23 protein-coding genes, 1 tRNA gene and 2 pseudogenes are annotated in these 26,255 nt (G+C 71.2%); 13 read left to right on the forward strand and 13 right to left on the reverse strand.

The annotated features are described in order from the left end of the window. Positions 1 to 13 precede the first annotated feature (13 nt). The 4 genes from trpC to DK389_RS35280 all read right to left on the reverse strand — a co-directional run bounded on the left by trpC (position 14) and on the right by DK389_RS35280 (position 2,976). Positions 14 to 844, reverse strand: coding sequence for an indole-3-glycerol phosphate synthase TrpC (gene trpC / locus DK389_RS16755; RefSeq protein WP_236960126.1), 831 nt, complete (start codon positions 842 to 844; stop codon positions 14 to 16). A 9-nt stretch (positions 845 to 853) separates the two neighbouring features. Further along, the gene (gene trpD / locus DK389_RS16760; RefSeq protein WP_109891250.1) at positions 854 to 1,867 is read right to left on the reverse strand and encodes an anthranilate phosphoribosyltransferase; all 1,014 of its coding nucleotides are present in this window, start codon (positions 1,865 to 1,867) and stop codon (positions 854 to 856) included. A 61-nt stretch (positions 1,868 to 1,928) separates the two neighbouring features. Continuing rightward, complete coding sequence (locus DK389_RS16765; protein ID WP_109891252.1) at positions 1,929 to 2,558, reverse strand: anthranilate synthase component II; 630 nt, start codon at positions 2,556 to 2,558, stop codon at positions 1,929 to 1,931. A 256-nt stretch (positions 2,559 to 2,814) separates the two neighbouring features. Then, positions 2,815 to 2,976: a hypothetical protein gene (locus tag DK389_RS35280; protein ID WP_335645471.1), complete on the reverse strand. Its 162-nt coding sequence runs from the start codon at positions 2,974 to 2,976 to the stop codon at positions 2,815 to 2,817. 287 nt (positions 2,977 to 3,263) lie between these two features. On the opposite strand from DK389_RS35280, the gene DK389_RS16770 reads away from it, so the two are divergent. Then, complete coding sequence (locus tag DK389_RS16770; protein ID WP_335645472.1) at positions 3,264 to 4,520, forward strand: methyl-accepting chemotaxis protein; 1,257 nt, start codon at positions 3,264 to 3,266, stop codon at positions 4,518 to 4,520. A gap of 33 nt (positions 4,521 to 4,553) precedes the next feature. Here DK389_RS16770 and trpE read toward each other — a convergent pair whose 3' ends face one another. Together trpE and DK389_RS16780 are read right to left on the reverse strand one after the other, a co-directional pair. Beyond that, positions 4,554 to 6,074, reverse strand: a complete 1,521-nt coding sequence (trpE, locus tag DK389_RS16775; RefSeq protein WP_109891254.1) for an anthranilate synthase component I — start codon at positions 6,072 to 6,074, stop codon at positions 4,554 to 4,556. A gap of 7 nt (positions 6,075 to 6,081) precedes the next feature. After that, positions 6,082 to 7,983 carry a peptidylprolyl isomerase gene (locus DK389_RS16780; RefSeq protein ID WP_109891256.1) on the reverse strand — a complete coding sequence of 634 codons (1,902 nt, stop codon included), beginning with the start codon at positions 7,981 to 7,983 and terminating at the stop codon, positions 6,082 to 6,084. 186 nt (positions 7,984 to 8,169) lie between these two features. Here DK389_RS16780 and tpiA point away from each other — a divergent pair, with 186 nt between their 5' ends. The 9 genes and pseudogenes from tpiA to DK389_RS16825 all read left to right on the forward strand — a co-directional run bounded on the left by tpiA (position 8,170) and on the right by DK389_RS16825 (position 16,106). After that, positions 8,170 to 8,931, forward strand: coding sequence for a triose-phosphate isomerase (gene tpiA / locus DK389_RS16785; RefSeq protein WP_109891258.1), 762 nt, complete (start codon positions 8,170 to 8,172; stop codon positions 8,929 to 8,931). Positions 8,932 to 9,082: 151 nt separating this feature from the next. Continuing rightward, entirely contained in the window at positions 9,083 to 9,517 is a 435-nt protein-coding gene (secG, locus tag DK389_RS16790; protein WP_109891260.1) for a preprotein translocase subunit SecG, read from the forward strand. A gap of 180 nt (positions 9,518 to 9,697) precedes the next feature. After that, entirely contained in the window at positions 9,698 to 11,326 is a 1,629-nt protein-coding gene (locus tag DK389_RS16795; RefSeq protein ID WP_109891262.1) for a CTP synthase, read from the forward strand. 13 nt (positions 11,327 to 11,339) lie between these two features. Then, on the forward strand, positions 11,340 to 11,738 hold the full coding sequence (locus DK389_RS16800) for a DUF350 domain-containing protein (RefSeq protein ID WP_109891264.1): 399 nt from the start codon (positions 11,340 to 11,342) through the stop codon (positions 11,736 to 11,738). Between the two features lie 14 nt (positions 11,739 to 11,752). Beyond that, positions 11,753 to 12,358, forward strand: a complete 606-nt coding sequence (locus tag DK389_RS16805; protein WP_109891266.1) for a DUF1190 domain-containing protein — start codon at positions 11,753 to 11,755, stop codon at positions 12,356 to 12,358. Beyond that, positions 12,358 to 13,517: pseudogene (locus tag DK389_RS16810) on the forward strand (glutathionylspermidine synthase family protein). The gene DK389_RS16805 and the pseudogene DK389_RS16810 overlap by 1 nt, the downstream one beginning before the upstream one ends. An 83-nt stretch (positions 13,518 to 13,600) precedes the next feature. Beyond that, on the forward strand, positions 13,601 to 14,053 hold the full coding sequence (locus tag DK389_RS16815; protein WP_109891268.1) for a DNA polymerase III subunit chi: 453 nt from the start codon (positions 13,601 to 13,603) through the stop codon (positions 14,051 to 14,053). 47 nt (positions 14,054 to 14,100) lie between these two features. Continuing rightward, on the forward strand, positions 14,101 to 15,690 hold the full coding sequence (locus tag DK389_RS16820) for a S10 family peptidase (RefSeq protein ID WP_236960127.1): 1,590 nt from the start codon (positions 14,101 to 14,103) through the stop codon (positions 15,688 to 15,690). 32 nt (positions 15,691 to 15,722) lie between these two features. Next, on the forward strand, positions 15,723 to 16,106 hold the full coding sequence (locus tag DK389_RS16825; protein WP_109891270.1) for a hypothetical protein: 384 nt from the start codon (positions 15,723 to 15,725) through the stop codon (positions 16,104 to 16,106). A 60-nt stretch (positions 16,107 to 16,166) separates the two neighbouring features. Here the strand turns inward: DK389_RS16825 and DK389_RS34360 are convergent, their stop codons facing one another. Together DK389_RS34360 and DK389_RS16830 are read right to left on the reverse strand one after the other, a co-directional pair. Then, positions 16,167 to 16,562, reverse strand: a complete 396-nt coding sequence (locus tag DK389_RS34360; protein ID WP_236960129.1) for a hypothetical protein — start codon at positions 16,560 to 16,562, stop codon at positions 16,167 to 16,169. Between the two features lie 56 nt (positions 16,563 to 16,618). Then, on the reverse strand, positions 16,619 to 17,965 hold the full coding sequence (locus DK389_RS16830) for a hypothetical protein (RefSeq protein WP_236960130.1): 1,347 nt from the start codon (positions 17,963 to 17,965) through the stop codon (positions 16,619 to 16,621). 227 nt (positions 17,966 to 18,192) lie between these two features. Here DK389_RS16830 and DK389_RS16835 point away from each other — a divergent pair, with 227 nt between their 5' ends. Further along, positions 18,193 to 19,695, forward strand: coding sequence for an NAD(P)/FAD-dependent oxidoreductase (locus tag DK389_RS16835; RefSeq protein WP_109891272.1), 1,503 nt, complete (start codon positions 18,193 to 18,195; stop codon positions 19,693 to 19,695). 264 nt (positions 19,696 to 19,959) lie between these two features. Here DK389_RS16835 and DK389_RS16840 read toward each other — a convergent pair. From DK389_RS16840 to DK389_RS16855, 4 genes and pseudogenes are all read right to left on the reverse strand, one after another. Continuing rightward, positions 19,960 to 20,853: pseudogene (locus tag DK389_RS16840) on the reverse strand (GNAT family N-acetyltransferase); the annotation flags it as partial. Further along, complete coding sequence (locus tag DK389_RS16845; protein ID WP_109891274.1) at positions 20,850 to 22,313, reverse strand: oligosaccharide flippase family protein; 1,464 nt, start codon at positions 22,311 to 22,313, stop codon at positions 20,850 to 20,852. The pseudogene DK389_RS16840 and the gene DK389_RS16845, both read right to left, overlap by 4 nt. Before the next feature lie 96 nt (positions 22,314 to 22,409). Next, positions 22,410 to 23,381 (reverse strand): SGNH/GDSL hydrolase family protein, encoded by a 972-nt coding sequence (locus tag DK389_RS16850; RefSeq protein ID WP_418291949.1) that lies wholly within the window; start codon positions 23,379 to 23,381, stop codon positions 22,410 to 22,412. Beyond that, entirely contained in the window at positions 23,348 to 24,439 is a 1,092-nt protein-coding gene (locus DK389_RS16855) for an OpgC family protein (RefSeq protein ID WP_109891276.1), read from the reverse strand. The genes DK389_RS16850 and DK389_RS16855 overlap by 34 nt, the downstream gene beginning before the upstream one ends. A 209-nt stretch (positions 24,440 to 24,648) precedes the next feature. Between DK389_RS16855 and DK389_RS16860 the strand changes: the two genes are divergently transcribed. Together DK389_RS16860 and DK389_RS16865 are read left to right on the forward strand one after the other, a co-directional pair. Then, complete coding sequence (locus DK389_RS16860) at positions 24,649 to 25,560, forward strand: alpha/beta fold hydrolase (RefSeq protein ID WP_109891278.1); 912 nt, start codon at positions 24,649 to 24,651, stop codon at positions 25,558 to 25,560. Positions 25,561 to 25,772: 212 nt separating this feature from the next. Next, the gene (locus DK389_RS16865) at positions 25,773 to 26,015 is read left to right on the forward strand and encodes a hypothetical protein (RefSeq protein ID WP_109891280.1); all 243 of its coding nucleotides are present in this window, start codon (positions 25,773 to 25,775) and stop codon (positions 26,013 to 26,015) included. A 120-nt stretch (positions 26,016 to 26,135) separates the two neighbouring features. Here DK389_RS16865 and DK389_RS16870 read toward each other — a convergent pair. Next, positions 26,136 to 26,210: transfer RNA gene (locus DK389_RS16870), tRNA-Gln, on the reverse strand. Between the last annotated feature and the right edge of the window lie 45 nt (positions 26,211 to 26,255).

Below are 26,255 nucleotides of genomic sequence, written 5' to 3' on the forward strand. Positions count from 1 at the left end.
GGGCTGGTCCGGATCACGCCGTCTCGCCGAACAGGAGGTCGCGGGTCGCCCGGGTCAGGTCCGCCTGCCGCATCAGGCTCTCGCCTACGAGCACCGTGTGGAGGCCGTTCTCCGCGAGGCGGACGACGTCCGCGTGGCCGGCGATGCCGCTCTCGGCCACGGGGATGCGATCCTTCGGGATTCCGGGCGCGAGGCGGATCGCGGTGTCGAACGAGACCTCGAAAGTCTTCAGGTTGCGGTTGTTGATGCCGATGAGGCGCGTGCCGAGGGGGATCGCCCGCTCCAGCTCCTCGGCATCGTGCACCTCCACCAGCACGTCCATGCCGAGGTCGTGCGCCGTCTCGACGATCGTCGAAGCCTCCTCGTCGTCGAGGCAGGCCATGATCGCGAGCACGCAATCGGCGCCCCAGGCCCGCGCCTCGAGCACCTGATAGGGCTCGAACATGAAGTCCTTGCGCAGCACCGGCAGGGTACAGGCGGCCCGCGCCTCCACGAGATAGTCGGGGCGGCCCTGGAACGAGGGCTCGTCGGTGAGCACCGAGAGGCAGGTCGCGCCGCCGGCTTCGTAGGCGGCCGCGAGCGTCGCCGGGTCGAAATCGGCCCGGATCAGCCCCTTCGAGGGCGAGGCCTTCTTCACCTCCGCGATGAGGGCGGAACGTCCGGCCGCGATGTGGGCGCCGATCGCGTCCGCGAAGCCCCGCGGCGGGGTCTGAGCGGCGGCGCGCGCCTCCAGTTCCGATTCGGAGACGCGCAGCTTCGCCTCGGCGATCTCCCGCCGCTTGTAGGCCTCGATCCGGGCCAGGACGGTCTGTCCCGTCGCGCCCGTGGTTGCGGTCTCGGACATCGGCATCCCTCAGGCGTTCGAAACCTCGACGAGGCGGGCGAGCGTGGCCCGTGCCGCCCCGCTGGCGATGGCCGCGTCGGCGCGCGCGACGCCCTCGGCGAGCGTCGAGGCGGCCCCCGCGACCACGAGGCCGGCCCCAGCATTGAGAACGGCGATGTCCCGGTAGGCGTTGCGGGCGCCGTCGAGGACGGTGCCGAGCGCGCGGGCATTGTGGTCGGGATCGCCCCCGCGCAGATCCTCCAGGGTCGCGAGCGGCAGCCCGACCTCGCGGGGATCGATGCGGAAGCGCGTGATGTGCCCGTCCTCCAGGGCCACTACCGCGGTCGGACCCGTCACGGTGATCTCGTCGAGCCCGTCCGAGCCGTGCACGGTCCAGACCCGGCGGCTGCCGAGGGCCGAGAGCACCTGGGTCAGCGGCTCCGCCCAGTCCGGCGTCGAGACCCCGAGAAGCTGGCGGGTGACGCCCGCCGGGTTCGAGAGGGGGCCGAGCAGGTTGAAGATGGTGCGGACCGGCAATTGCGAGCGCACGGGCGCGACGTGGCGCATGGCGCCGTGGTGCGTCTGCGCGAACATGAAGCAGAGGCCGGCCTGATCGAGGCAGCGGCCGAGGCCCTCCGGATCGAGGCCGAGCTTCACGCCGAGGGAGGCCAGCACGTCCGCGGCGCCCGAGCGCGAGGTGGCGGCCCGGTTGCCGTGCTTGGCGACCGGCACGCCGCAGGCGGCCGTGACGATCGCCGCCAGCGTCGAGACGTTGTAGCTGCCCGAATGGTCGCCGCCGGTGCCGACGATGTCGACGGCGCCCGCGACGGAGGACACCGGGACCATCCGGGCCCGCATCGCCTCGACGGCGCCCGTGATCTCCTCGACCGTCTCGCCGCGGACTTTCAGGGCGACGAGGAAGGCCGCCGCCTGCACCGGCGTCACCTCGCCGGAGAGGAGATCGTCGAAGGCGGCGCGCGCCTCGTCGCGGCTCAAGGACTGCCCGGAAGCGGCCTTGGCCAGGGGATGCTTGAAGGATTCCATGCGCCGGACGCGGTCTGTCGATGCCGGCGCGCCGCGCGTCGGCGCGTCCCGGTCTGCAGCGTCAATGCACGTCGTTCGCGTGCTTGTCACGCTCCGCGTTCCAGGCCGCGGCTATCTCCAGGAAGTTGCGCAGGATCTGCGTCCCGTGCTGCGAGAGGATGCTCTCGGGGTGGAACTGCACGCCGTGGACCGGCCGTGTCCGGTGCTCCAGCCCCATGATCAGCCCATCGGCCTCGGCCGTCACGGCGAGATCGTCGGGGCAGCCGGCCCGATCGACGACGAGGGAGTGGTAGCGCGTGGCCTGGAGCGGCCCGTTGATGCCGCGGAAGACGCCGCCTGCCCCGTGCTCGATCGTAGAGACCTTGCCGTGCATCGGCGCGGGCGCGCGCACGACATCGCCGCCGAAGGCCTGCCCGATCGCCTGCAGGCCGAGGCAGACGCCGAAGATCGGCGTCTCGGCGGAGAGTTCGCGGATCACGTCAAGGCAGATGCCCGCCTCGTTCGGCGTGCAGGGGCCCGGCGACAGGATCACCGCGTCGGCCTTGCGCGCCCGGACCTCCGCGACGCCGAGCGCGTCGTTGCGCACCACCGAGATCGAGCCGCAGAGCGGCCCGATCAGGTGCACGAGGTTCCAGGTGAACGAATCGTAATTGTCGATCACGAGGACGTCGGATTGCGCGGCCGGCTTCATGGCTCCGGGATTGGGGCCTGAGGCCGCGCCGGTCAAGTGTGGTCGCTGCGCGGCCTCGCGGTTGCAGCGTTATGCCCGGCGGCGATCATTTGAGCATATTGCGCGCAATTTAGGTTCTGACAGACAGAAGATGATCAAAAACAGACAATAAATCATGCTGCAATGCAATCAATACTGATCAGCGTGTCGGCTAATACGGAAATTTAAGCCTCTCTAAACCAACATCGTTCCAAATCGGTAGCAGGACGTTGGGGCATCAGGAGAGGCGGACATGCGGGGCTTGGACAATGTGAAGCTGTTGGGCAAGATCGCGATCCCACTCGCCATCTCGCTGGTCGTCACGCTCGGCCTCGTCGTGTTCGCGTGGCACGCGCTCGCCGGCCTGGCCCAGCAGATCGATGGCCTCATCGACGTCCAAGTGGCGCGGCAGGAGAACATCCTCCGCGTCGCGGCGGACGTCACGGAGACAGCGCTCCAGAACCGCAACATCATCATCGAGAGCGACTCCGGGAGGATCGCGAGCTACAAGTCGCGCCAGGACAAGGCCAAGATCTCGGCCCTCGCCGCGATGGACAAGCTGACTGCGCTCGCGAACACGCCTGAGCGCCGGGCGACGAACCAGGAAATTCGCGCGCTCATCGACGGATATTTCATCATCCTCGATCGCTCGACGGCGCTCGGCCTCAAGGGGATGACAAGGCTGCCATGGCCGTCGCGCAGAACGAGGCCGCTCCGATCCGGCGAACCATCACCGAGCGCGTCGCCACGCGGATGGAGGCCATCGAGCGGGAACTCGCCGAATCCCGGGAGAGGGCGGAGCGGACCGCGACCCGTTCGTCCCTGCAACTCGTGGCCGCGGCGGGGGGCGGCCTCGTCGTGGTCCTCGGCCTCGCCGCCGCCATCGCGATCGGTGCGATCGTACGTCCCCTCGGCCGCGTGACCGGAGCGATGGCTGCGCTCGCGGCCGGCGATCTCGACGTCGCCGTCGCGGGGGCCGAACGTCGGGACGAGATCGGCGCCCTGGCCCGCGCGCTCGCCGTCTTCAGGAAGAACGCGGTCGAGGCCCGGCGCCTCGCCGCGATCCAGGCCGATGAGGATGCCGCGAAGATGCGCCGTGCCGAGCGCCTCGACGGGCTGACCCGGGCTTTCGAGCGGGAGGCGGGCAATCTGACCGACAGCCTCACCGCGGCCGCGACCGAGATGGAGGCCACCGCCGATGCCATGACGGGCATCGCCGAGCAGACGAACCGGCAGGCGGTCGCCGTAGACGCCGCGGCCAACCAGACTTCCGGCAACGTCCAGACCGTTGCGTCCGCCACCGAGGAGCTCGCGACATCGATCCAGGAGATCACGCATCAGGTCGCCCGCTCGGCGGAGATCGCCGGCACGGCGGTCGCTGCTGCGCGCGAGACCGATGCGACGATCCACGCCCTGGCGGAGACCGCCGAGAAGATCGGGGCGGTTATCGCGATGATCTCCGACATCGCGGGTCAGACCAACCTGCTCGCCCTGAACGCGACGATCGAGGCGGCGCGAGCGGGCGAGGCTGGGCGCGGCTTCGCGGTGGTCGCGACCGAGGTGAAGGAACTCGCGGCCCAGACGAGCCGGGCGACCAGCGAGATCGCCGGGCAGATCGACGCGATTCAGGGCGCGACCCGCGGCGCCGTTGACGCGGTACGCGGCATCGGGACCACCATCGACGGCATGGCGGACATCGCGACGCAGGTCGCCGCGGCGATGGAGGAGCAGGGGGCCGCCACGCGGGAGATCGCCCGCAACGTGCAGGAGGCGGCGCGCGGCACGGAGCAGGTCACGGGCCGTATCGGCGACGTGCGGAAGGGGGCGGGGGAGACCGGCTCGGCGGCAACGCAGGTCCTGGGCGCCGCTCGCGAACTCGCGATCCACTCGGCAACCCTGGGTCAGTCAGTCCGCAGCTTCCTCGCCGACGTGAAGGCGGCCTGATCCGAACGCGCGACGGCCATGGTGGGCCGGCCCCTACTGCCCGCGCTTCGCTTGGGCCGCGAAGCGGACCGCGTCCTCGGCGGCACGGAACAGGGCCTTCGCCTTGTTGACGCATTCCTGCTGCTCGGCGGCCGGATCGGAATCGTAGACGATGCCGGCTCCCGCCTGGACGTGCATCCGACCGTCCTTCACGATCGCCGTGCGGAGCACGATGCAGGTATCCATCTCGCCGCGGGCCCCGAAATAGCCGATGCAGCCGCCGTAGGGTCCGCGCTTCTCCCGCTCCAGCTCGTCGATGATCTCCATCGCCCGCACCTTCGGCGCGCCCGACACCGTTCCGGCGGGGAATCCCGCCGCCAGCGCGTCGAGGTTGTCGCGGGCGGGGTCGATCTCGCCCTCGACATTCGAGACGATGTGCATAACCTGGCTGTAATATTCGAGGAAGAACGAGCCGGTCACGGTAACGCTGCCGATCCGCGAGACGCGTCCGACGTCGTTGCGGCCGAGGTCGAGCAGCATCAGGTGCTCGGAGCGCTCCTTCGGGTCGGCCAGGAGTTCCTCGGCGAGCGCCTTGTCCTCGGCGGGCGTGGCGCCGCGGCGGCGGGTGCCCGCGATCGGCCGGATCGTCACCTTGCCGTCCCGCACCCGCACCAGGATCTCGGGGCTCGAGCAGACGACCTGGAAACCCTCGAAATCGAGGTAGCAGAGGAACGGCGCCGGGTTGGTCCGCCGCAGCGAGCGGTAGAGGGCGAAGGCCGGCAGCGTGAACGGCGCCTCGAAGCGCTGCGAGAGCACGACCTGGAAGATGTCGCCCGCGACGATGTACTCCTTCGCCCGAGCGACCATCCCCGCGTAATCCGCGGGCGGGGTGTTTGAGACGGGCTCGGGCGGCGGCACGTTGCTGAGATCGGCGCGCGCCTCGATCGGAAGCGGACCTTCGAGGGCGCCGGCGACCTGCTCAAGCCGTGCCTGCGCCGCCTCGTAGGCCGCCCGGGCGGAGATCCCACCCGTAGGCCGCACCGGGCTGACGACGGTGATGAGGTCGCGCACCGCGTCGAACACCACCATCACGCGTGGGCGCACCAGCACCGCGTCCGGCACGCCGAGCGGGTCCGGGTTCGGCTCGGGCAAAGCCTCCATGGCGCGCACCATATCGTAGCCGAGATAGCCGAACAGGCCCGCCGCCATGGGCGGCAGGTCGATGCCGGCCTCCTCGCCGATCGCGCTCTCGCCGATGAGCGCGCGCAGGCTGTCGAGCGGCGCCCGGTCGTCGGGGCTGAATGCCGACAGATCCGGGCCGCGGGCGATCTCGGGCCGGCCGTCCCGGCAGCGCCAGATCAGGTCCGGATCGAGCCCGATCATCGAGTAGCGCCCGCGCACGGCGCCGCCCTCGACGGATTCCAGCAGGAAGGCCGCGCCCGCGTGACGGGCCCGGAGCTTCAGGAAGGCCGCGACCGGCGTCTCGAGGTCGGCGACCAGCGTCAGGTTGAGGAGGGCCGGGCGGCCGGCCTCGTAGCCGGCCGCGAAGGCCTCGTAGGGATCGTCGGAGGCCATCGCCGCCTCAGTACTCGCCGCCGATCGCGCGCCGGAACGCCGCTTGGTTGATGCTGACGCCGGCCTTCTTCTGGACCTCGGCGATGTACTCGCCGAGCACGTCGTCGGCGAGGGCCGTGCGGAAGTTCGACTCGATCGTCTTGTCGCTCGGGCTGCCGGGCACGTAGGCGGGCATCGTCGCCGAGGTGACCTTGAACAGGATGCGCGCCTCGCCGGACGGGGCGGAGGCGGCCTTGTCGACGTAGGTCGCGAAGATGCGGTTGATGACGTCCGCGTCGAGGTTGTCCTTCGACTGGTTGCGGGCGAGATCCTCGACCATCTCGACGTTGACGCCGACCGAGCCTGCGACCGCCTCGAGCGTCTCGCCCTTTTCGAGGCGTTCCTGAAGTTCCCGCGCCTTCACGCCGAGGCGGTGCGTCACCTCGGCGGCCCGCCAGCCGGCGACGGCCTGCTCGCGCACCTCGTCCAGCGGCTTGTCGTGGGCGGGGTCGATCTTGGTCACGTCGAACCAGACGTAGCCGCCGGACTTCGTGCGCAGCGGTTCGTTGTCGCCGCCGATCTCGGCGCGGAACACGGCCGGCAAGGTGGTGTCCGGATCGGGGATTCCAGCGACCGGCTGGCCGGCCGGGTCCTTGCCCTGCGCATCGATCGCCTCGGCCGCGACGAGGGGCAGACCCCGCTCCTTGGCGATGTCGGCGAGCGGCTTCGCGTTCGCGCGCTGATCCTCGATGGCGTCGTGGGTCGCGTCGATGCCGCTGCGGGCGCGCTGCTCGGCGATGGCCTTGCGGATCTCGGGCTCGACCTCCGCCAGCGGCTTGCGGTTCTCCGGCTCGATGCCGGTGACGCGCAGCAGCACGGTGCCGAAGCGGCCCTTCACCGGCTGGCTGACCGCACCCTGCTGGAGGGCGAAGGCGGCCTCGGCCACCGCCGGATCGAACAGCTCGGCTTTCGTCAGGGTGCCGAGCGAGAGGTTCTTCGGGTCCGCGCCGCGCTCGATCGCCACCGCCTCGAAGGGCTTCTCGCCGCTCTCGATCGGCTTGCGCGCGGCCTCGGCCGCCGCCTCGTCGGGAAAGACGATCTGCTGGATGGTGCGGCGCTCGGGCGAGCCGAACCGGTCCTTCTGGGTGTCATAGACCTTGCGCACCTCCTCCTCGGTCACCGCCTCGGGCTTGGCCAGCGTGTCCGGGCTGAGGACGAGGAGGTTGGCGCTGCGCCGCTCGGGCGCCCGGAAGTTCGCCTTGTTGGCCCCGTAGTAGCCTTCGAGCTCCGCCTCGGTCGGCGCCGGGATCTCGCCCGCGACCGAGGGCGCGAGGCGCAGGTAGGCGGCGGCACGACGCTCGGTGGAATAGCGGTGCACGGCCTCCCGCATCGCCTGCGGCACGTGGATGTCGGCCGCGACGGCCTCGGCGAGCTGCAGGCGGGCGATGACCGAGCGCTGCTCGCGCACGAACAGGCCCTCGTTGAGGCCGGCGCGCTGCAGCGTCTGGTAGAACAGCGAGGGGTCGAACTTGCCCTCGGCGTTCTGGAACGACTTCTCCTCGTGGATCGCGCGCAGCACCGCCGCATCCGGCACGGCGAGGCCGAGATCGCGGGTCTTCTGGTCGAGGGAGGCTTCCGTCACGAGCTGCGACATCACCTGCCGGTCGAGGCCGAGCGCCCGCGCCTGGTCGGGCGTCAGGTTGCGGCGCAGCTGCTGCTGATAGCGCTGGAGCTGGTTCTGGTAGGCCGCCCGCACGGCCTCGGCCGAGATCTGGGTCTTGCCCACGGTGGCGACGGTGCTGCTCGATCCGCCGCGGAAGAACTCCTCGACGCCGAAGATCGCGACGCCCGCGATCAGCAGCGTGAACACGATCGTCAGGACGATCTTGCCGAGCCAGTGCTGGCTGGCACTGCGCATGTTCTGGAGCATCGGACGCGGGCCTGTCTGTCGTCGTTCCCGCGCGGGCGGTGCTCGCGGCGGGCGTGCCGGTGTTGTAGAAATTGCGGTCGCCCGCGATAGACCATCCGCGAGCATCAGCAAAGGGTGCCGGCGGTTTGCACGCCCAAGCTTGCTCTGCTAGGCCCCGGCGGGTGTTGCGTAGCGCGAAGGACAGCGATGACACGGCAGGGACGGCGCCCTCTGGTTGCAGGCAACTGGAAGATGAACGGAACCCGCAGTTCGATTGCTGTGGTTGAATCCGTCCGTCACGGGCTGACGCCCGACCTCGCGGAGCGGATCGACCTCCTGATCTGCCCGCCCTCGACGCTGATCGCGTCCTGCGTCGCCGCGGCCGAGGGCTCCAACATCGCCATCGGCGGCCAGAACCTTCACGCCAAGCCCAGCGGCGCCTTCACGGGGTCGATCTCGGCCGAGATGCTCGCCGACCTCGGCGCGACCTATGTGATCGTGGGCCATTCCGAGCGGCGCGCCTATCACCACGAGACGGATGACGGCGTCCACGCCAAGGCGCTCGGCGCCCGGCGGGCGGGCCTCTGCGGCATCATCTGCGTGGGCGAGACCAAGGACGAGCGCGAGGAGGGCCGCACCCTCGACATCGTGCGGGCGCAGCTCGCCATCGGCGTGCCGAAGGGGGCAACCGGGGTCGACACGGTGATCGCCTACGAGCCGGTTTGGGCGATCGGCACCGGCCTCACGCCGACGCCGGCCGACATCGCCGAGGTGCACGCGTCGCTGCGTGAGATGCTGGAGCAGCTCGTCGGCCCGGAGGCAGGTCGCATCCGCATCCTGTACGGCGGCTCCGTGAAGCCCAGCAACGCCCGCGAATTGATGTCCGTCGAGAACGTCGACGGGGCCCTCGTCGGCGGCGCGAGCCTCGTCGCCGAGGATTTCCTCGGGATCGCCGCAGCCTACGCCTGAACCCGAACCGCGCGGTTGCGCGGTTGGCGACAGGTCATATCTGGTGTAATGGCCCGCGGGTTATGCGGCCGGTGTCTCGGGATGCCGGCTCCGCCTGCGTTTCCGATGCCCGTCGGGTCGCCGGGCCGCGCACGCCGCTTCTGGAATTTCGATGCAGACCGTCCTGATCGTCGTACATCTTCTCATCGTGCTCGCGCTCATCGCGGTGGTGCTGCTGCAGCGCTCCGAGGGCGGCCTCGGCCTCGGCGGCGGGGGCAGCGGAGGCGTCTCCGGCTTCATGACCGGGCGCGGGCAGGCGAATGCCCTGACGCGGGCGACCGCGATCCTCGCCGCCCTGTTTTTCGCCACCAGCATGACGCTCGCCGTTCTCTCGCACCGGAGCGCGGCCCCGAAATCGATCCTGGAGGGTGCGGGAACGAGCCAGCCGGCGCCATCGGCCCCGAACGCCGACAACCTGCTCGACACGCTCCGCCGCCAGGGCGGGAGCGAAGGCGGCACGCAGGCTCCGGCGGCGCCCGCGCCCGCGGCCCCCGCCGCACCTGCGCCGGCCCCCTCGGGTCCGCCGGACGCGCCGCAATCGCGCTGATCGGCGGCGGGCCGCACGGTCCGGCGCCGGTGCCCGATCCTCGGATCGCCCCGGCGTCGCCTCCGAATTTCCTCGCCCCTTCAAGGCCGTAACCTCGCGTTGCGCGTTCCACAAGGATCGCGCGGCGCGAGCATTTTGCGGTTTGGCAAATCACCGAGCATTCGTTAAGGACCGAGGCCCATGACGCGGTACGTCTTCATCACCGGCGGCGTGGTTTCCTCGCTCGGAAAAGGTCTCGCCTCGGCGGCGCTCGCGGCCCTCCTGCAGGCCCGGGGCTACAGGGTCCGGCTCCGCAAGCTCGACCCCTATCTGAACGTCGATCCGGGCACGATGAGCCCGACGCAGCACGGCGAGGTCTTCGTCACCGACGACGGCGCCGAGACCGACCTCGACCTCGGGCATTACGAGCGATTCACCGGCGTCCCGGCGACGCGGGCCGACAACATCACCACGGGCCGGATCTACCTCGACATCATCACCAAGGAGCGCCGGGGCGATTATCTCGGCGCCACGATCCAGGTGATCCCCCACGTCACCAACGCCATCAAGGCGTTCGTCCTCGACGGCAACGAGGAGTTCGACTTCGTCCTCGTCGAGATCGGCGGCACGGTCGGCGACATCGAGGGACTGCCCTTCTTCGAGGCGATCCGCCAGCTCAGCCAGGAACTGCCCCGGGGCGCCACCGCCTTCGTGCACCTGACGCTCCTGCCCTACATCCCGTCGGCCGGCGAGCTGAAGACGAAGCCGACGCAGCACTCCGTGAAGGAGCTGCGCTCGATCGGCATCCAGCCCGACATGCTGCTCTGCCGCTGCGACCGGCCGATTCCCGCCGACGAGCGGCGCAAGCTCGGGCTATTCTGCAACGTGCGCGAGACGGCCGTGATCGAGGCGCGCGACGTGGACTCGATCTACGACGTGCCGCTCTCCTACCGGGAGGCCGGCCTCGACCGCGAGGTGCTGGCCCATTTCGGCATCGACACGGACACCGAGCCGAAGCTGGAGAAGTGGCGCACCATCTCCGAGCGGGTGCGGAACCCCGAGGGCGAGGTCTCGATCGCCATCGTCGGCAAGTACACGGGGCTCAAGGACGCCTACAAATCGCTCACCGAGGCGCTGACCCACGGCGGCATCGCCAACCGGGTGAAGGTGAACCTCGAATGGATCGAGTCCGAGGTCTTCGAGCGCGAGGACCCGGCGCCCTTCCTCGAAGGACTCAACGGCATCCTCGTGCCCGGCGGCTTCGGCCAGCGCGGCGCCGAGGGCAAGATCCGCGCGGCCCGCTACGCCCGCGAGCGCAGGATTCCGTATTTCGGCATCTGCTTCGGGATGCAGATGGCCGTGATCGAGGCCGCGCGCTCGCTCGCCGGCATCGCGGACGCCAATTCGACCGAGTTCGGCGAGACCCCGGAGCCCGTGGTCGGGCTCCTGACCGAGTGGCTGCGGGGCAACGAGCTGGAGCGGCGCGCGGCCGAGGGCAATCTCGGCGGCACGATGCGGCTCGGCGCCTACAAGGCCGATCTGCGGCCCGATTCGAAGATCGCGCAGATCTACGGGGCGACCGAGATCTCCGAGCGCCACCGGCACCGCTACGAGGTCAACATGGCCTATCGCGAATGTCTGGAGGCCAAGGGCCTGCGCTTCTCCGGCACCTCCCCGGACGGCCTCCTGCCCGAGACGATCGAGCACGAGGGGCACCCCTGGTTCATCGGCGTGCAGTTCCATCCCGAGTTGAAGTCGCGGCCCTTCGAGCCCCACCCGCTGTTCAAGGGCTTCATCGCCGCGGCGATCGAGCAGAGCCGGCTGGTCTGAGGATCGCGGCGGGATGGTCTCGATCTCCGGACTTCCCGCCTTCCTGGCCTATTTCGCCGCGGCGCTCGGCCTCGTCGGGCTCTATCTCGCGGTCTACCTCACCGCGACGCCCCACAGGGAGATCGCGCTCATCCGGGCCGACAACAACGCGGCCGCGATCGCCCTCGGCGCGAGCCTGATCGGCTACGCCCTGCCGCTCTCGATGGCGATCTACAACGCGCAGACGCTGCTCGACTGCATCATCTGGGGCCTCGTCGCCCTCGTCGTGCAGATCCTGATCTACTGGCTCGTCCGGCTCCTGGTGCCGGACCTCTCGGCGCGCATCGCGCGGGGAGAGGTCGCGGGCGCCATCCTCCTCGCGGCGGCATCGATCGCCGGCGGTCTCATCGACGCCGCCGCGATGACCTACTGAGGAGGTTCCGGGCGATGGCGCGGCAGGGCGGCATCCTCACCGATCGGCCCGAGGGCTGGCCGGGACCCAAGCGGTCGCAGACGATCTCCCTCTTGCTCCTGTGCGGGGCCGGTGCCGCGGCGATCGGGCTCGGCGCCCTCGATCCCTCGCAGCGCGAGGAGGACGTGCTGGTCTACCCGAGCGCCGAGGCCTGCGCCGCCGGGCGGATCCGCACGGATGCGGATTGCCGGCGCGACTACGCCACCGCCCGCGCGGCCTACCCCTCCGCCGCCCCGCGCTACAGCAGCGAGCCGGCCTGCGAGAGCCACCACGGCAGGGGCCACTGCCTCGCCGACACCGCGGCCGGGCTGGCGCCGGGCGGCCGCTACCTGCCCGTCATGGCCGGTTACGTGATCGGGCGGCGGGCCGAGCAGGATCTGCCGCCGCAGCCCGTCTTCGACCACGCGCCGGAGGCCGCCGGGCATGGCGGCGGAGGCGGCTACTGCACCGGCTCGGGCGGCCGCATCGCGACGGGCAGCGGCGGCCGCAGCGCCAGCGCGCGCGTCTCCTCGGCCGCGGTTCGCCCGGTCTCGTTTGGCGGCTTCGGCGCGACCGGCCGCGCCCATTCCAGCGGCGGCTGATGCGCCGCCTCCGCCTCGGCGAGCGGCCCGACTGGCGCGAGACCGCCGCGGCAGCGGGCTTCCACTTCCACAGCATCGGCGGCGCGCCCTATTGGGACGAGAGCCATGCCTACGCATTCAGCCTCGCGGAGATCGAGCAGGACATCGAGGCGGCGAGCGCGGACCTCCACGCGCTCTGCCTCGCCTTCGTGGACCGGGCGGTCGACGACGAGCGCGTCCTCGTCTCGCTCGGTCTCCCCGAAACAGCCTGGGATGCCGTCCGCGCGAGCTGGCGCCGACGGGACCCGAGCCTCTACGGCCGCCTCGATCTGAGCTACGGCGGCGCGGGCCCCGCGAAGCTCCTCGAATACAATGCCGACACGCCGACGGCCCTCTACGAGAGCGCCGTCTTCCAATGGCTGTGGCTGGAGCAGATGCTCGCCGCCGGCCGCCTGCCAGCGGGGGCGGATCAGTTCAACATCCTCCACGAACGGCTGATCGGGCGCCTGCGCGCCGTGGTTCCAGGCGGCCATCTCGCGCTCGCCTGTGACGTGGACGCCCCGAGGATCGGGCCACGGTCGCCTATCTCGAGGATTGCGCCCGGCAGGCGGACCTCGCCACGCGCTTCCTCGATCTCTCCGAGATCGGCCTCGATGGGGATGGCCGCTTCGTCGATCCGGACAATCAGGCGATTCCCGCTCTGTTCAAGCTGTATCCGTGGGAATGGGCGTTCCGGGACCCGTTCGGGTCACACGTCGGGGATGCCGGGACCCGTTTTCTGGAGCCGCCCTGGAAGGCCGTCCTGTCGAGCAAGGGGCTGCTGCCGCACCTTCACGCGATGGCGCCGCACCATCCGAACCTGCTGCCCGCCTATTTCGAGAGCGACCCAGCCCGGGCCGCGCTCGGGGGCAGCTTCGCGCGCAAGCCGATCCTCTCCCGCGAGGGCGCCAATATCGAGATCCGGCGCGACGGCGCGCTCATCGCGGCCTGCGGCGGCCCTTACGGCGCGGAAGGGTCGGTCCACCAGGGCCTCGCCGAATTGCCGGACTTCGATGGGCGATACCCCGTGATCGGGTCCTGGATCGTCGGCGACGAGCCCGCCGGCCTCTGCATCCGCGAGAGCGCGGGGCTCATCACGACGGACGGGGCCCTGTTCGTGCCCCATCTGATCCTGCCCTGAAGGGCCGCTGCGACGCTCGGTCCGGAGCGCAGACGCGGCGCGGTGCTTCCGGGCGCGGCGAGGGGACCCTATCTATCGAGACCGTGACCGAGATCCTGTTCTACCACATGCAGCGCCAGCCCCTGGAGAAGGTGCTGCCGAACCTCCTGGAGCGCTCGCTGGAGCGTCGTTGGCGCGCCGCCGTCCAGGCCGCGAGCGAGGAGCGGCTCCAGGCGCTCGACGACCAGCTCTGGACCTTCAGCGACGACAGCTTCCTGCCCCACGCTACCGACCGCGACACCGACGCGGCGAGCCAGCCCGTTGTGCTGACGCTGCGCGACACCAACCCCAACGCCGCCTCGATCCGCTTCCTCGTCGAGGGAGCCGACCTGCCCGCGGATGCCGGCAGCTACGAGCGGATCTGCATCCTGTTCGACGGAACCGATCAGGACGCGCTGCTCCGCGCCCGCGAGCAGTGGAAGCAGGCGAAGGAAGGCGGCCACGCGGTCGCCTACTGGCAGCAGGACGAGAGCGGGCGCTGGCAGAAGAAGGCCTGAGTCCGAGTGTGACAGACCGCGCTCCGCCGCGGCATGGGAGGAACGCCGTGACGCGCTTCGCAGCCTGGGCCGCCGCACTGGCCCTCGTCCTTTCCGGGCCGAGCCCGCTCGCAGCCCAGGGCGGCCCGCAGGGTGCTCCTCCGCAGCGGCAGGCCGAGCAGCGCGGCCCCGAGGGCCGCAAGCTCCCGGCCGATTCGACCACCGAGCACAGCGTGACCCTCCCGGACGGGCGCAGCCTCACCTTCACGGCGGTCGCCGGCAGCCTGCCCCTCGTCGACGAGGCGGGCAAGCTCCAGGCCGAGATCGCCTACATCGCCTTCACGTGCCCCGCGCGTCAGGGCGAGGCGGAGCGTCCGGTCACCTTCGCCCTGAACGGCGGCCCCGGCGCGGCCTCCGCCTACCTCAACATCGGCGCGATCGGACCCTGGCGTCTGCCTGCGGACGGGGCGAGCATCAGCCCCTCGCAGCCGGTCGGCCTCGTGCCGAACGACGGGACCTGGCTCGACTTCACCGACCTCGTCTTCATCGATCCGGTCGGCACCGGCTATAGCCGCGCCGCGGACGGCGACGCCAAGAAGTACTGGAGCATCGATTCCGACGCTTCCGTGCTCGCCGCCGCCATCGCCCGCTACCTGCGGGCGAACGATCGCATGGGCGCGCCGAAATTCTTCGTCGGCGAGAGCTACGGCGGCTTCCGCGGGCCGCTGATCGCCGCGAAGCTCCAGGAGGATGTCGGGATCGGCCTGTCCGGGATGGTCCTGCTCTCGCCGGTCCTCGATTTCGGCTGGCTGCAGCCGCCCCGCACCAATCCCTGGGGCCACGTCACGCGGCTGCCCTCCTTCGCCGCGGCGGCTCTGGAGCGGCGCGGCACGGTGCCGGACCGCGCCAACCTCGCGGAGGCCGAGAGCTACGCGACGGGCGCCTATCTCGCCGACCTGCTGAAGGGTCCGACGGATTCCGAGGCTGTGTCGCGGCTCACGGACAAGGTCGCCGCGCTCACCGGGCTCGACGCCGGCTTCGTGCGGGCGCAGGCGGGCCGCCTGACCGCGCACAGCGTGCAGCGGGAGATCGACCGGGCGACCGGGCGCGTCGCCAGCGCCTACGACACCGGCGTCACGGGCTGGGACCCGGAACCGAACGCACCGCATTCGGGCTTCGAGGACCCGCTGCTGACCGCGATCCAGGCGCCGCTGACGAGCGCGATGATCGACCTCTATGCCAAGCAGCTGAACTGGCGGGTGCCGAACATGCGCTACGAGCTCCTCAACGGCGCGGTCAACCGCGGCTGGACCTGGGGCGGCGGCCGCAGCGCGCCGGAGGCGGTCGGGGCGCTCCGCGGTGTCCTGGCGCTCGACGGCAACCTGCGCGTCCTCGTCGCCCACGGCTTCACCGACCTCGTCACGCCGTACTTCACCTCGAAGCTGATCATCGACCAGATGCCGAGCTACGGCCGGGCCAAGCGGCTCAGCCTCGCCGTTTATCCCGGCGGCCACATGTTCTACTCCCGGCCGGACGCCCGCGCCGCCTTCCGGCAGGACGTGGCCAATCTCTACGCCGAGGCCCTGCGCGCACGGGCGAGTGCGCCGCAGCCGCAGGGGGCCCCGGCCGCCAGCGAGACGCACAAGGACATGCCGTGACGCGAAGATTTGCCGTGACACGAAGACTTGCCGTGACGCCCAGATTCTCCGCGCAGAGAACGCGAGCCCTGCCGATCCTCCTGATTGCAGCCGCGCTCACCGCCTGCCAGAGCACCGAGCGCGCCGCGCCCCCGCCTCCGCCGAGTGCGCCGGCGCCGGCACCGGCGGCGCCCACCTTCAGCGGGCCGGTGCTCGGGCCCGACGGCCAGTGCAGCGGAGTCGCGCAAGGGGCAGCGGCCGCGATCGAGCCCGGCATCGGCGAGTGTGACCTCGTCCGCCTCAAGGGCAAGCCGCCGACGGACGTGCTCGTCGGGGAGGGGCGCTCGGGCCGCGAGGTCCAGGTGCTCTACAACGAGCCCGGCGCGAAGGAGCTGTACTTCTTCGTCAACAACCGCCTCGACCGGATCGTGCGCTGAGACGCGCCCCGGGCGCACCCGCGTCGGCGGTGCCGCGCGTCGGGTTTCGCCGCCGCGGGATCAGCGCACGCGCCAGACCTTCAGGAAGGTCCCGGGGACGTCCAAGGGTTCGAGCCATGCGGGCGGCGCCTCGCCCTCGGCAAGCCGGGTCGCGAAGGCCTTCTCCGGTCCGATGTCGAGGGCCGGCTGTCCGGGGCAGGCGACGAGATAGGTGATGCCGCGCGCGGCCACGTGGCGGCGCAGGTCCGCCTCGCTGCCGCCGAGGCCCTCGATGCCGGCGACGAGGCCGGAGATCGCCCGGTGGTAGGGCGCGGCGACGATCGCGTGGGGCGTGTGCAGGAGGATCGCCGGGCCCATCCGGATCAGCGCGAGCATTGTTCCCGGCGGCAGGTCGGCGAGCGGCGTCACCGCCTCGGGCGTCAGGCAGCGCAGGGCCGTCCCGGCGCGGTCTTCCATTTCGAGGGGCCGCAGGAGCGCGGCGGCGTGGAAAGGCAGCGTCCAGACGGTGCTGATCAGCGAGAGGGCGAGGGCCGCGGCGCCGAGCCGGCGCGCGGGGGGATCGCGGATGGACCCGCCAGCGCGATTGCCCGCGCGAAGACCGGCGCGGCGACGAGGGGCAGGATGCCCATCGGGATGTAGGTGCCCCGGAACTGGACGATGCCGATGGCGAGGCCGGGCCACAGGAACAGGGCCGCGACGGCGAAGTAGCGGCGATGCTCCGGCGCGCCGCGGTGCGCCCGGACGGTGGCAACGACGCTGGCGACCAGCAGCGACGGATAGAAAGCGAAGATCTCCCAGCGCTGCTGCGCGACGAAGCTGCGGAGCGAGATCATCTCGTTGACGGTGTCGAGCCACTTCTCCTTCACGAGACGCGGCATGCCGGTGAAGGGACCCCCGAGGCAGGCCGGGTAGAACGCGGCGAAGCCCGCGACGACGAGAATGCCGAGCATCCCGGCGAAGGCGAGACGCGCCCGCGGTGTCGCGAGACGTCTGTCCGTGGCGGCGCAGGTGAGCGCGGTGAGGCCGCCCCCGGCCGCGAGCCAGAGCCAGGGCGGCGAGAGCGCGTCGCAGGCCGCGACCGGCCAGAGATGCGGCGCGGTCTGGAGCGCGTAGAGAAAGGGCGCCGCTACGGCGAGACTGGCGCCGAAGCCGAGGAAGGCCGGAAGGCGCTCGCGGCCGCGCCGCACCCAGTCGATCATCAGGAACAGGGCGCCGACCGCGATGAAGGGAAGCGCCTCCAGGCCGACCGCGAGGGAGAGAGCGGTGACGAGGCCCGCAACGGTTCCCGCGCGTCCCCCGCCCCGGATCACGCAGAGGGCGAGGCCGAGCATCGCGAAGAGCTGGACATTGTGGTGATCGACCCGGCCCGGGGCAAATTGCAGCGTCAGGCCGAAGGTCTGCAGCGCCGCCACGATGGCGAGCATCGCTGTCTGCGGGCCGAAATCCGTGCGCACGCCCCGGTGGAGAACGACGGCGTAGAGCGTGAGCAGGACGGGCGGCCAGAACGCCGCCGTCAGCCCGAGCGCCAGCGCCTGTCCGGTAAGCGGGGTCAGCAGCAAGAGAAGCGCCGCCATCGGCGCATCGACGAGGCGCGACCAGTGGCTCGGCACGCCCTCCGGCGGCACGAACCGGTACTGCGTGTTGTCGAACCAGCCCTGGCCCATCACGAGGTCGCGCACCTCGGCGAGGCGCATGGCGTCATCGGTGTCGCGCACGGAGAGGTGGTCGACCGTCGCGAGGATCTCGGCCGGCGTCACGAGCGTCAGCGCCGAGACGGCGACGAGGAGCCAGAGCAGCAGGTTCGGGCTCAGCCGCGCGGGCCGCGCGCCGGCAAGGTCCGGAGCGGCGGCGCTCAGCATGGCGCGCGCCGGGCACAGGTCTCGATCGCTGCCATGACGGCCCTCTCGACGGCGTTCGTGGGATCGGGGGAAGCCTAGCGCGGCCGGGTTAAGCTGCGGTCAATCCTGCGGAACGCGCGCGGGCGCCGCGCGCTTGAGCGCTTCCTTAACCATCCGGCCTGCAAGCTCTCCAGCGAACTGCGCCGTGTCGGCGCTAGGGCCGAGGGGCCCCGATGCCGGAGCAGCGAATGAGCTACCACACCGAGACGCTGGTCATCGGCGCCGGTCCCGCCGGGCTCACGGCCGGATATCTGCTGTCGAAGCACGGGCGCGACGTGCTCGTCCTCGAACGCGACCCGCATCAGGTCGGCGGCATCAGCCGCACCGTCTCGCACAATGGCTACCTGTTCGACATCGGCGGCCACCGTTTCTTCTCCAAGGCGAAGGCCGTGGTCGATCTCTGGGACGAGATCCTGCCCGACGATTTCATCGAGCGCCCGCGCCTGTCGCGGATCTACTACAAGGGCAAATACTACGCCTACCCGCTCAAGGCGTTCGAGGCGCTGAGAAATCTCGGCCTCCTCCAGAGCGCGGCCTGTGTCGCGTCCTACCTCTACGCGCGGGCGCGCCCGATCCGGGAGCCGCGGAGCTTCCACGAGTGGGTCCGCAACCAGTTCGGCGAGCGCCTGTTCTCGATCTTCTTCAAGACCTACACCGAGAAGGTGTGGGGCATGTCCTGCGACGCGATCTCGGCCGACTGGGCGGCGCAGCGAATCAAGGGCCTCGACCTCGGCGCGGCGATCCGCGACGCGCTGATCCGCTCGCTCGGCTTGAAGCCGCGTGCAAAGCCGGGCGAGCCGGTGATCAAGACGCTGATCGAGTCGTTCCGCTATCCGCGCCGCGGCCCCGGCATGATGTGGGAGGCGGCCGCGGCCAAGATCGCCGCCCAGGGCGGGCGGGTGCTGCTCGACCGCGGCGTCGACGGCCTCAGCTACGACGCGGCGACCGGCGTGTGGACGGTCTCGGTCCAGCGCGGGGACGGCTCGCGGGAGACCTACACGGCACGCCACGCGATCTCGTCGGCGCCCGTGCGGGAACTGGTCGAGGCGATCAAGCCGCGCCCGATGAGCACCTTCCAGGCCCGCGCCCTGCAATATCGCGACTTCCTCACGGTGGCGCTGATCGCGCGCAGCCGCGCCGATTTCCCGGACAACTGGATCTACATTCACGACCCGTCGGTTCTCGTCGGGCGCGTGCAGAACTTCCGCTCCTGGTCGCCCGAGATGGTGCCGGACGCCGACCACACCTGCCTCGGGCTCGAGTATTTCTGCTTCGAGGGCGACGGGCTCTGGACGTCCTCGGACGCCGACCTCGTGGCGCTCGCCAAGCGCGAGATCGGCAAGATCGGCCTGATCGCGCCCGAGGACGTCGTGGACGCCTGCGTGGTGCGCCAGCCGAAGGCTTACCCGGTCTACGACGAGGATTACCGCCAGAACGTCGCGATGGTGCGCCTGGAGCTGGAGCGGGATTTCCCGACCCTGCACCTCGTCGGCCGCAACGGCATGCACAAGTACAACAACCAGGACCACGCGATGATGACGGCGATGCTGACCGTCGAGAACATCCTCGCCGGCCACCGTCGACACGACATCTGGAGCGTCAACGAGGACGCGGAATACACCGAGGCCGGCGTGTCCGGGGCCGAGGAGGCGCTCGGCAGCGAGCGCCTCGTGCCCCGCAGGGTCGCCTGAGGGGCGACCGGAACCCTCAGCTGCGGCGCAGGAGGCGCTTCGCCTCGATCCGCGCCGCCTCCTCGAAGCGCGCGAGGCGCAGGCGGCGCTCCAGCGGGAGGCCGCCGCAGCCGGGGGGAGGGCGATCACGTCCGCCACGCTCTCCCGGTCCCGGTACAAGCTCTCGAGGGCCGAGCCCGACAGGGTCGCCGAATCGAGCCTGTCCGCGAAACCCGTGTCGTGCATCGCGCGCACGATCCGCTCCTCGAGGAGGAGGCCGGGCGCGAGCGCCCGCCGATCCTCGTCGAAGGCGGTCTTGAGGAGCGTGGCGGTCCTTCCCGCCACCAGGGCGAGGCTGATCGCGACCGGCTGCCCGTCGAGGCTCAGGGTGTCGGCGCGGGGCTGCACGGGTCCTGCGCCCTCCGCGAAGAGAGCGCGGGCCAGCGCTGCCGTCGCCGGGCTGCAGGCCATCGCCGTGCCGGCCGAACCCTTCCAGCCGGATCGTTCGAGCCGCAGGAACGCCTCGACCGACCGGGTCAGGGCCTCGCCGCCGGTCGCCGTCTCGAACGCGACCACGCCGAGATCCGCCATGCGGCGCTCACGTCGCCGCAGGTCCTTCAGGCGCGACCGGTGCGGATGCCCGTCGAGGAAGGCTTGGTAGGTCGGGCGCCGCTCCAAGACCGGTCGATCGAAGCACGAGACCGTGCCGATGGCCCAGCCCGCGTCCCGCAGGGCTGCCAGGAGGGCTGCGCCGCCGGGTGAACCCGTCGGCAGCAGCGGCCAGCGCCACGCCTGGCTGCCCGTGGCGGCGGCAAGCCCGTCGCTGAGAGCGGCCAGGATCTCGGCTGGATCGCCGTCCGCGGCGACGAGCGGCGCCGTGGCGGTGACGAAGGCCGAGAGGAAGGGGCGCGCGGTGCGTGCGCCGAGGCCGGAGAGGTCGCGGCGCAGCGCGAAGGGCAGGGCGGCTTCGAGCCGGTTCCCCCGCCAGACCGTGACGACGCGCGCGGATTCTGGGGCGAGGCCCGCCGCCCGGTGCGCTGCGAGGACGTGGCGGCTGAAATGCGGGTGCGACCGCTGCGCGCGCCGCACGAGCGCGTCCCATGCGGCTGCCGAGCGGTCGAGTTCGGCAAGGCTGATGATCTCGGTGCGGAGCGCGCCGGTTCGGGGCAGAGGGATCATGATCGCGTCGTTCCTCGAAGCCCCGCCCAGACCGGCGTCGCGAGCCCGTGCACGGCGCGCGCGGCGAGCGCCAGGGCGAAGCCGCGCAGCACCGTGGCGGCCGCCATCGCGAGAGCCGCGCCCGCCACGCCCAACGGGGGGATGAGAAGGAAGCTCGCGCCCGCGGCGACGGCGAGCATGCCGAGCGTGATCGCGGCGCAGAGCCGCTCGCCGCCGAGCATGGTCAAGAGATCTTCGCCCGGGCCGAACAGGCTCGCCGCGACGCTCCCGGCGACGAGGATCGCGAGCGGCGTCAGGCTCGCCGCGAAGTCGGGCCCGAACAGGCCGAGGAGGAGCGGTCCCACCGTGACGAGCCCCAGGCCGACGACGGACGTCGCCGCGAAGGTGGCGCGCGCCTGCGTGCCGACGAGGCCCGCGAGCGCCGCCCGGTCCCCGAGGGCGTGCGCGGCGCTGAAGCGCTGGGCGGTGGCCGCCGAGGCCGCGAAATGCACGAACAGCACGAATTGCTGGATGCGCGTCGCCGCGAAGTAGAGGCCGACCGCTTCCGGCGGCATCAGGACAGCGAGGATGACCACGTCGATGAAGCCGAAGGCGGCTCCGGCGAGGTCTGTCGCCGCGATCGGCAGGCAGGCGCCGAGCCAGGCGCGCCATCGGAACCGACGCGGGCCGGGCGGGACGACGCCCCGCAGCCGGCGCAGGAGCAGGACCGCCTGCACGAAGGCGGACAGGCCGGTCGCCACCAGCGTGCACGCGAGCGCGACCCACGCCTCCGCCGGCGCCCCGGCCAGGATCGCGACGATCATCGCGCCCATCACGAGGCCCTGCCGCAGCAGGTAGGTCGGCCCGATCGCCAGCACCGCCCAGTTCTGGCTGCGGGCGATCCCTTCGCATAGATCCTGCAGGGCGAAGAGCGGCAGGACGAGCGCCGCGATGAGGATGGGCAGGGCGTACGCACCGCCGATCGGCGAGTCCGCGAGGGCGACGAGCCCGAGGCCGAGCACGGCGAGTGAGAGGCCGACGAAGGCGGTCACCGCGGACGCGGCGACGAGGAAGCCGCGCGTCTCGGCAAGCTCCCCGCGCGCCTGCGCCGCCGGCAGGAAGCGGCAGGCGCCCTGCGAGAGGCCGAGGGTCGCCGCGTGGCCGAGGATCGCCACCCAGACCCAGACGGTCGCGAAGACGCCGTACTCGGCGCCGCCCATCAGGCGTGCCATCAGCACCTGCGCGCCGTAGGCGAGGCCAGCCGCGAGGATGCGGATCGCGAAGACGTCGAGCGCTGCGCGGGCCGGCCCCGCCCGGACGGAGCGGAGGCGATCGAGGGCGAGACGCGGGAGTCGCGCGGGGGCGGTGCTCACCGCGCCCGTGCGGGAGGGGGAGCGCGGCGGGACGACGGGCCCGAACCGGGCATCCGCCCCGCCGCCGGCCGCGCCGACCTCCCGGCTTGTTCTGAGACCCGCAGCCATGCCGACACCCCGAGCAGCGCGAGGGCGGCGAGCCCGACAGGACCGCTTAAAGGATCCCCTCTTGCGGGCGGGTTAAGAGAACCCCTCGGGGAGGCCTCAATGGGCGTCGGGGGTGGGATTCACCTGTGGACCGGGGATTCCATCCTTGACGCCGGGCAGCAGGCTCTTGCCGAGGACGGGCCCGGCGGTGCCGGTCGTGTCGGGCTGGAGGAGCGAGAGCGTGATCGCGCGGGTGACGTGCTCGGCCATGCAGCGCAGGCCGAGATCGTTCAACCGGAACTGGCGGCCGAGCATGTGGTCCTCGCCCTTGTCGGTGCGGCCGGAGAGGAAGCGCATGGCGGCGTAGCGCTGCACCAGCGGCACGCCCTCGCGGGCCGCCACCTCCTGCACCTTGCGGACGATGCTGAGGTAGTACTCGTCCTGCGCGAGGCTGGCGGTGTAGACGGGATCGACCAGAACGACGTCGATGTCGTGGGATTTGATCCACTTCACCGTGTCGTCGAGGGCGTCGGCGAAGGAGTCGAGCTCCACACGGGCCAACGCGTCGTGCGTACCCACCTGCCAGACCACGAGATCGGGCTCCACGTCCGCCACCATGCTGCGCAGCCGCTCGGCGGCGCCGGAGGCGATCTCGCCCTGGAGGCCGCGGGCTTCCACGACGACGTCGACGTCGGGCAGAGAGCGCTCCAGCGCCGTCTCGAGCTTCACGGGATAGCTCGCCGAGGCGCCGGGACCGGCCGAGTTCGAGCCGACCGCGAGCACCCGCACGGGCCGCTTCTCCTTGAGCGCTGCCTTCACCGACTGGAGCTTGGCCAGCGTGTAGAGCTTCGAGCCCGGAACCCGGCACTCGGGCGAGAGGCTCGGGTCGAGGGGCTCGCCGGCCGGCGCCGCGGCGGCGGTCGGCGGCGAGACGACGGTGGGTGCCGGGCGCGGCGGCTCCGGCGGCGCTTCCGGCGCCTGCGCAAGGGCGGACCCGATCTGCAAAAGCGCCACGAGCGGGAGCAGGACCGGCCGGAGGCCGCGCATCGTCGTTCTCACGTCTGGATCCGCGGTCTGCGGGAACGCCACTCGACGAACCATGCGGTGAAACCCAGTGCGAACAAACCGAAAGCGACGATGGACAGGTCGATCAGGAGGCCACCACCTGTCCAGAACCGCAAGAGCTGTCCGGCCAGACTGAATACCGAGCCCATGGAGAACACCGCAAGCGAGTTCCGGCCGAGGCTCGTGAAATACTGAACGACCATCCCGATCCGCGGCGCCAGGACAGGATAGACCGCCTGGAATGCGAGCAGCACGCCGAGGAAATGGATTAGCCGCGCGGGCGAGAGATAGGTCTTGTCGAAGTCGAAAATGAGGCGCGGCTCGGGCACGAGGAGCGGGTCCGGCCGCAGCTCGAGCACCGAGAGGACGATGCCGAGCAGCACGAGAGCGATCCCGAGGGGCATCAGCCGGCGCGAGAGGCGGCGCAGGGTGTCCGATTGCCGGTTCCAGTCCTCCAGCACGAAGCCGAGCACGAGCAGGAGCTGCCAGCAGAGCGGATCGAAGAACCAGTCGCCCTGGCCGGGCCAGGAGGGCAGGTTCCATTCCTCCACGAGGCTCGTGAGGTAGAGGCCGGCGGAGAGGACGAGCGCCGCGACGCGGCTCACCCGCGCCAGCAGGATGAAGAATGGCGCGATGCCGAGCAGCACGACGTAGAGCGGCAGGATGTTGAAGAAGCCGAGCTGATGCGTGAGCAGCACCACACCGACGATCGTTTGGATCGGATCGGCGAAGAAGGTGCCGGCATTGTGCCATTCGAGGATGAGCGGGTTGTCGAGGAGGAGGGCGGTCCCCGCGATCATGGCGAGCGCGATCGCCATGACGGTGATCTGTGCCCGGTAGACCTCGATCGTGCGCGACATCAACCGCAGCACCGAGCGCGACGCCGGCTCGGGACGGCCGTCTCGGCTCCGGGTGGCGATGCCGATCGACCAGCCGGCCAGGAACACGAACAGCTCGGCCGCGTCGGAGATGCCGTACTGCGAATAGGTGTAGCGCTCGAAGGTGTTGCCCGGGATGTGATTGATGAAGATCGTCACGAGGGCGAGGCCCCGCCAGAAGTCGATGGCGTTTGCATCCCGCATCGCGGTGGCGGCTCCGGGCTGGAATGAGGCGGCGGCTGGGCCCTGCGCAGCCGGATCGATCCGCGGGCCGGCTCTGATAGGACCATGCTGCGCGTTCTGCAAAGTGGACATCCGGTGGAGACGCGGCGTCGCAGCGCGCAACCGGCGGGCGACGGGGCGGTTGCCCGAGCGACGCCCGTGACGCGGGTGCCATTCCGAACGAGGTTTTGATGGATCAGCCGCTGGTGCAGGCTCGCGAGAACGCGTCGCGACCGCACGTCCCCGCCCTCGGTCCCTCCGACCCCGTCGCGCGCGCCGTCGTCACGACGCCGTCCGGGCACCGCGTCGCCTATGTCGAGGCGGGCGAGGGGCCGGACCTCGTCCTGATCCACGGCGCGCTGATGGTGCTGGACGACATGTGGCTCGGGCCGATGTCCGTGCTCGCCCGCCATTTCCGCGTGATCGCCTTCGACCGACCCGGCCACGGCGGGAGCTCGCGGGCGCGCCTCGCCGACGCGACGCCCTGGCGCCAGGCCGAGATCCTCGGCGAAGCGATGGACGCGCTCGGCCTGCGCAGACCGCTCGTCGCCGGGCATTCCTTCGGCGGGGCCGTGGCGCTCGCCCTCGGCCTCGGGCGGCCTGAGGCCCTGGCGGGCGTGCTGGCGCTTGCCCCCATCTGCTTTCCGGAGGCGCGGCTCGAGCAGGTTCTGTTCGGACCGCGCGCAGTGTCGATCTCCGGCGACATGCTCGCCCACGGCCCCGGCGCGGCCCTCGATTCGGCGCTGCTGCCGCTCCTCTGGCGGGCGATGTTTCTGCCCCAGCGCATGCCGGAGGTGTTCGCCGCCCGTTTCCCGTTCGCCTACGCGCGTCGGCCGGAGGCGATGATCGCGAACGGGGAGGATGCCGCGGCGCTCTGGCCGGGCCTGACCCGGAGCGCGTTCGCCTACGCGACCTGCCGCTGCCCGGTGCACGTTCTGACGGGGAATGCCGATCTCGTCGTGAGCCCGCACCTGCACGGTCGCACCGCGGCGCGCCTCATCCCCGGCGCGCGCCACGATGCGCTCGACGGTGTCGGCCACATGCTCCACCACGCGCGCGCCGACGCGGTCGTGGCGGCGGCGCTCGGCTTGGCGCGTCCCTGAGCGCCCGGCGCTCCGCCGATCTCAATGTATCGTTGCAGACGAGGCGCACTCGGCGGGACGTTGTTTCGTACCAATTCGCTCCGTGATCGCGCGGAGAGGGGACAAGATCGGGCCCGTCACAGTTCAAGCGCAATCCTTGGTGACTCCGAACCTTGATCAGAGCCCGCGCGCATCCTCTGCCGCAGGGCGTTCGGGCAGCGCCGATGCAGGAATTGTTCAAGTTCGATGTGCACGAGGTGGCGCCGCTGAAGCGGGCCGTCACGGAACTCGTCGTGAGTGCGCTGAGCGATGCGAGCCGGCCCAAGGCGGAACTCGTCGCGGAGCTGCGACAGCTCGAGACCCGGGCTCGCGCCTTCGGCGCCGGGGCGCACATCGTTCAGGTCCTCGTCTCCGGCCGCCGCCTCCTGGGCGACCGAGAGGATCTGCCGGCACCCCCGGAGCGGCGCCCGGCCTAGCTTCCGCATCCCCGCTCGGAATTCGCCCGGCACGCGCGGTGCGCGGCCGACCCCCCACGTCGGATGACTCGAACCTCGGTTCCGTCGATGCTCGGTGTGACTTTGGCTGGGGCGGGAAATTGGCTGGGGCGCCAGGATTCGAACCTGGGAATGGCGGTACCAAAAACCGCTGCCTTACCACTTGGCGACGCCCCACCATCGGCCCGCGCTGTCTAGACGGCGGCGCGGCCGGAGGCAACA

This window comes from Methylobacterium durans, assembly GCF_003173715.1.
Lineage (GTDB): Bacteria > Pseudomonadota > Alphaproteobacteria > Rhizobiales > Beijerinckiaceae > Methylobacterium > Methylobacterium durans.

Excerpts from the sequence above, each read along its gene's own strand:
- trpC (WP_236960126.1), bottom strand. The coding sequence starts at position 844 with ATGTCCGAGACCGCAACCACGGGCGCGACGGGACAGACCGTCCTGGCC.
- trpD (WP_109891250.1), bottom strand. The coding sequence starts at position 1,867 with ATGGAATCCTTCAAGCATCCCCTGGCCAAGGCCGCTTCCGGGCAGTCC.
- DK389_RS16765 (WP_109891252.1), bottom strand. The coding sequence starts at position 2,558 with ATGAAGCCGGCCGCGCAATCCGACGTCCTCGTGATCGACAATTACGAT.
- DK389_RS16770 (WP_335645472.1), top strand. The coding sequence starts at position 3,264 with ATGGCCGTCGCGCAGAACGAGGCCGCTCCGATCCGGCGAACCATCACC.
- trpE (WP_109891254.1), bottom strand. The coding sequence starts at position 6,074 with ATGGCCTCCGACGATCCCTACGAGGCCTTCGCGGCCGGCTACGAGGCC.
- DK389_RS16780 (WP_109891256.1), bottom strand. The coding sequence starts at position 7,983 with ATGCTCCAGAACATGCGCAGTGCCAGCCAGCACTGGCTCGGCAAGATC.
- tpiA (WP_109891258.1), top strand. The coding sequence starts at position 8,170 with ATGACACGGCAGGGACGGCGCCCTCTGGTTGCAGGCAACTGGAAGATG.
- secG (WP_109891260.1), top strand. The coding sequence starts at position 9,083 with ATGCAGACCGTCCTGATCGTCGTACATCTTCTCATCGTGCTCGCGCTC.
- DK389_RS16795 (WP_109891262.1), top strand. The coding sequence starts at position 9,698 with ATGACGCGGTACGTCTTCATCACCGGCGGCGTGGTTTCCTCGCTCGGA.
- DK389_RS16800 (WP_109891264.1), top strand. The coding sequence starts at position 11,340 with ATGGTCTCGATCTCCGGACTTCCCGCCTTCCTGGCCTATTTCGCCGCG.
- DK389_RS16805 (WP_109891266.1), top strand. The coding sequence starts at position 11,753 with ATGGCGCGGCAGGGCGGCATCCTCACCGATCGGCCCGAGGGCTGGCCG.
- DK389_RS34360 (WP_236960129.1), bottom strand. The coding sequence starts at position 16,562 with ATGGAAGACCGCGCCGGGACGGCCCTGCGCTGCCTGACGCCCGAGGCG.
- DK389_RS16830 (WP_236960130.1), bottom strand. The coding sequence starts at position 17,965 with ATGCTGAGCGCCGCCGCTCCGGACCTTGCCGGCGCGCGGCCCGCGCGG.
- DK389_RS16835 (WP_109891272.1), top strand. The coding sequence starts at position 18,193 with ATGAGCTACCACACCGAGACGCTGGTCATCGGCGCCGGTCCCGCCGGG.
- DK389_RS16845 (WP_109891274.1), bottom strand. The coding sequence starts at position 22,313 with ATGGCTGCGGGTCTCAGAACAAGCCGGGAGGTCGGCGCGGCCGGCGGC.
- DK389_RS16855 (WP_109891276.1), bottom strand. The coding sequence starts at position 24,439 with ATGCGGGATGCAAACGCCATCGACTTCTGGCGGGGCCTCGCCCTCGTG.
- DK389_RS16860 (WP_109891278.1), top strand. The coding sequence starts at position 24,649 with ATGGATCAGCCGCTGGTGCAGGCTCGCGAGAACGCGTCGCGACCGCAC.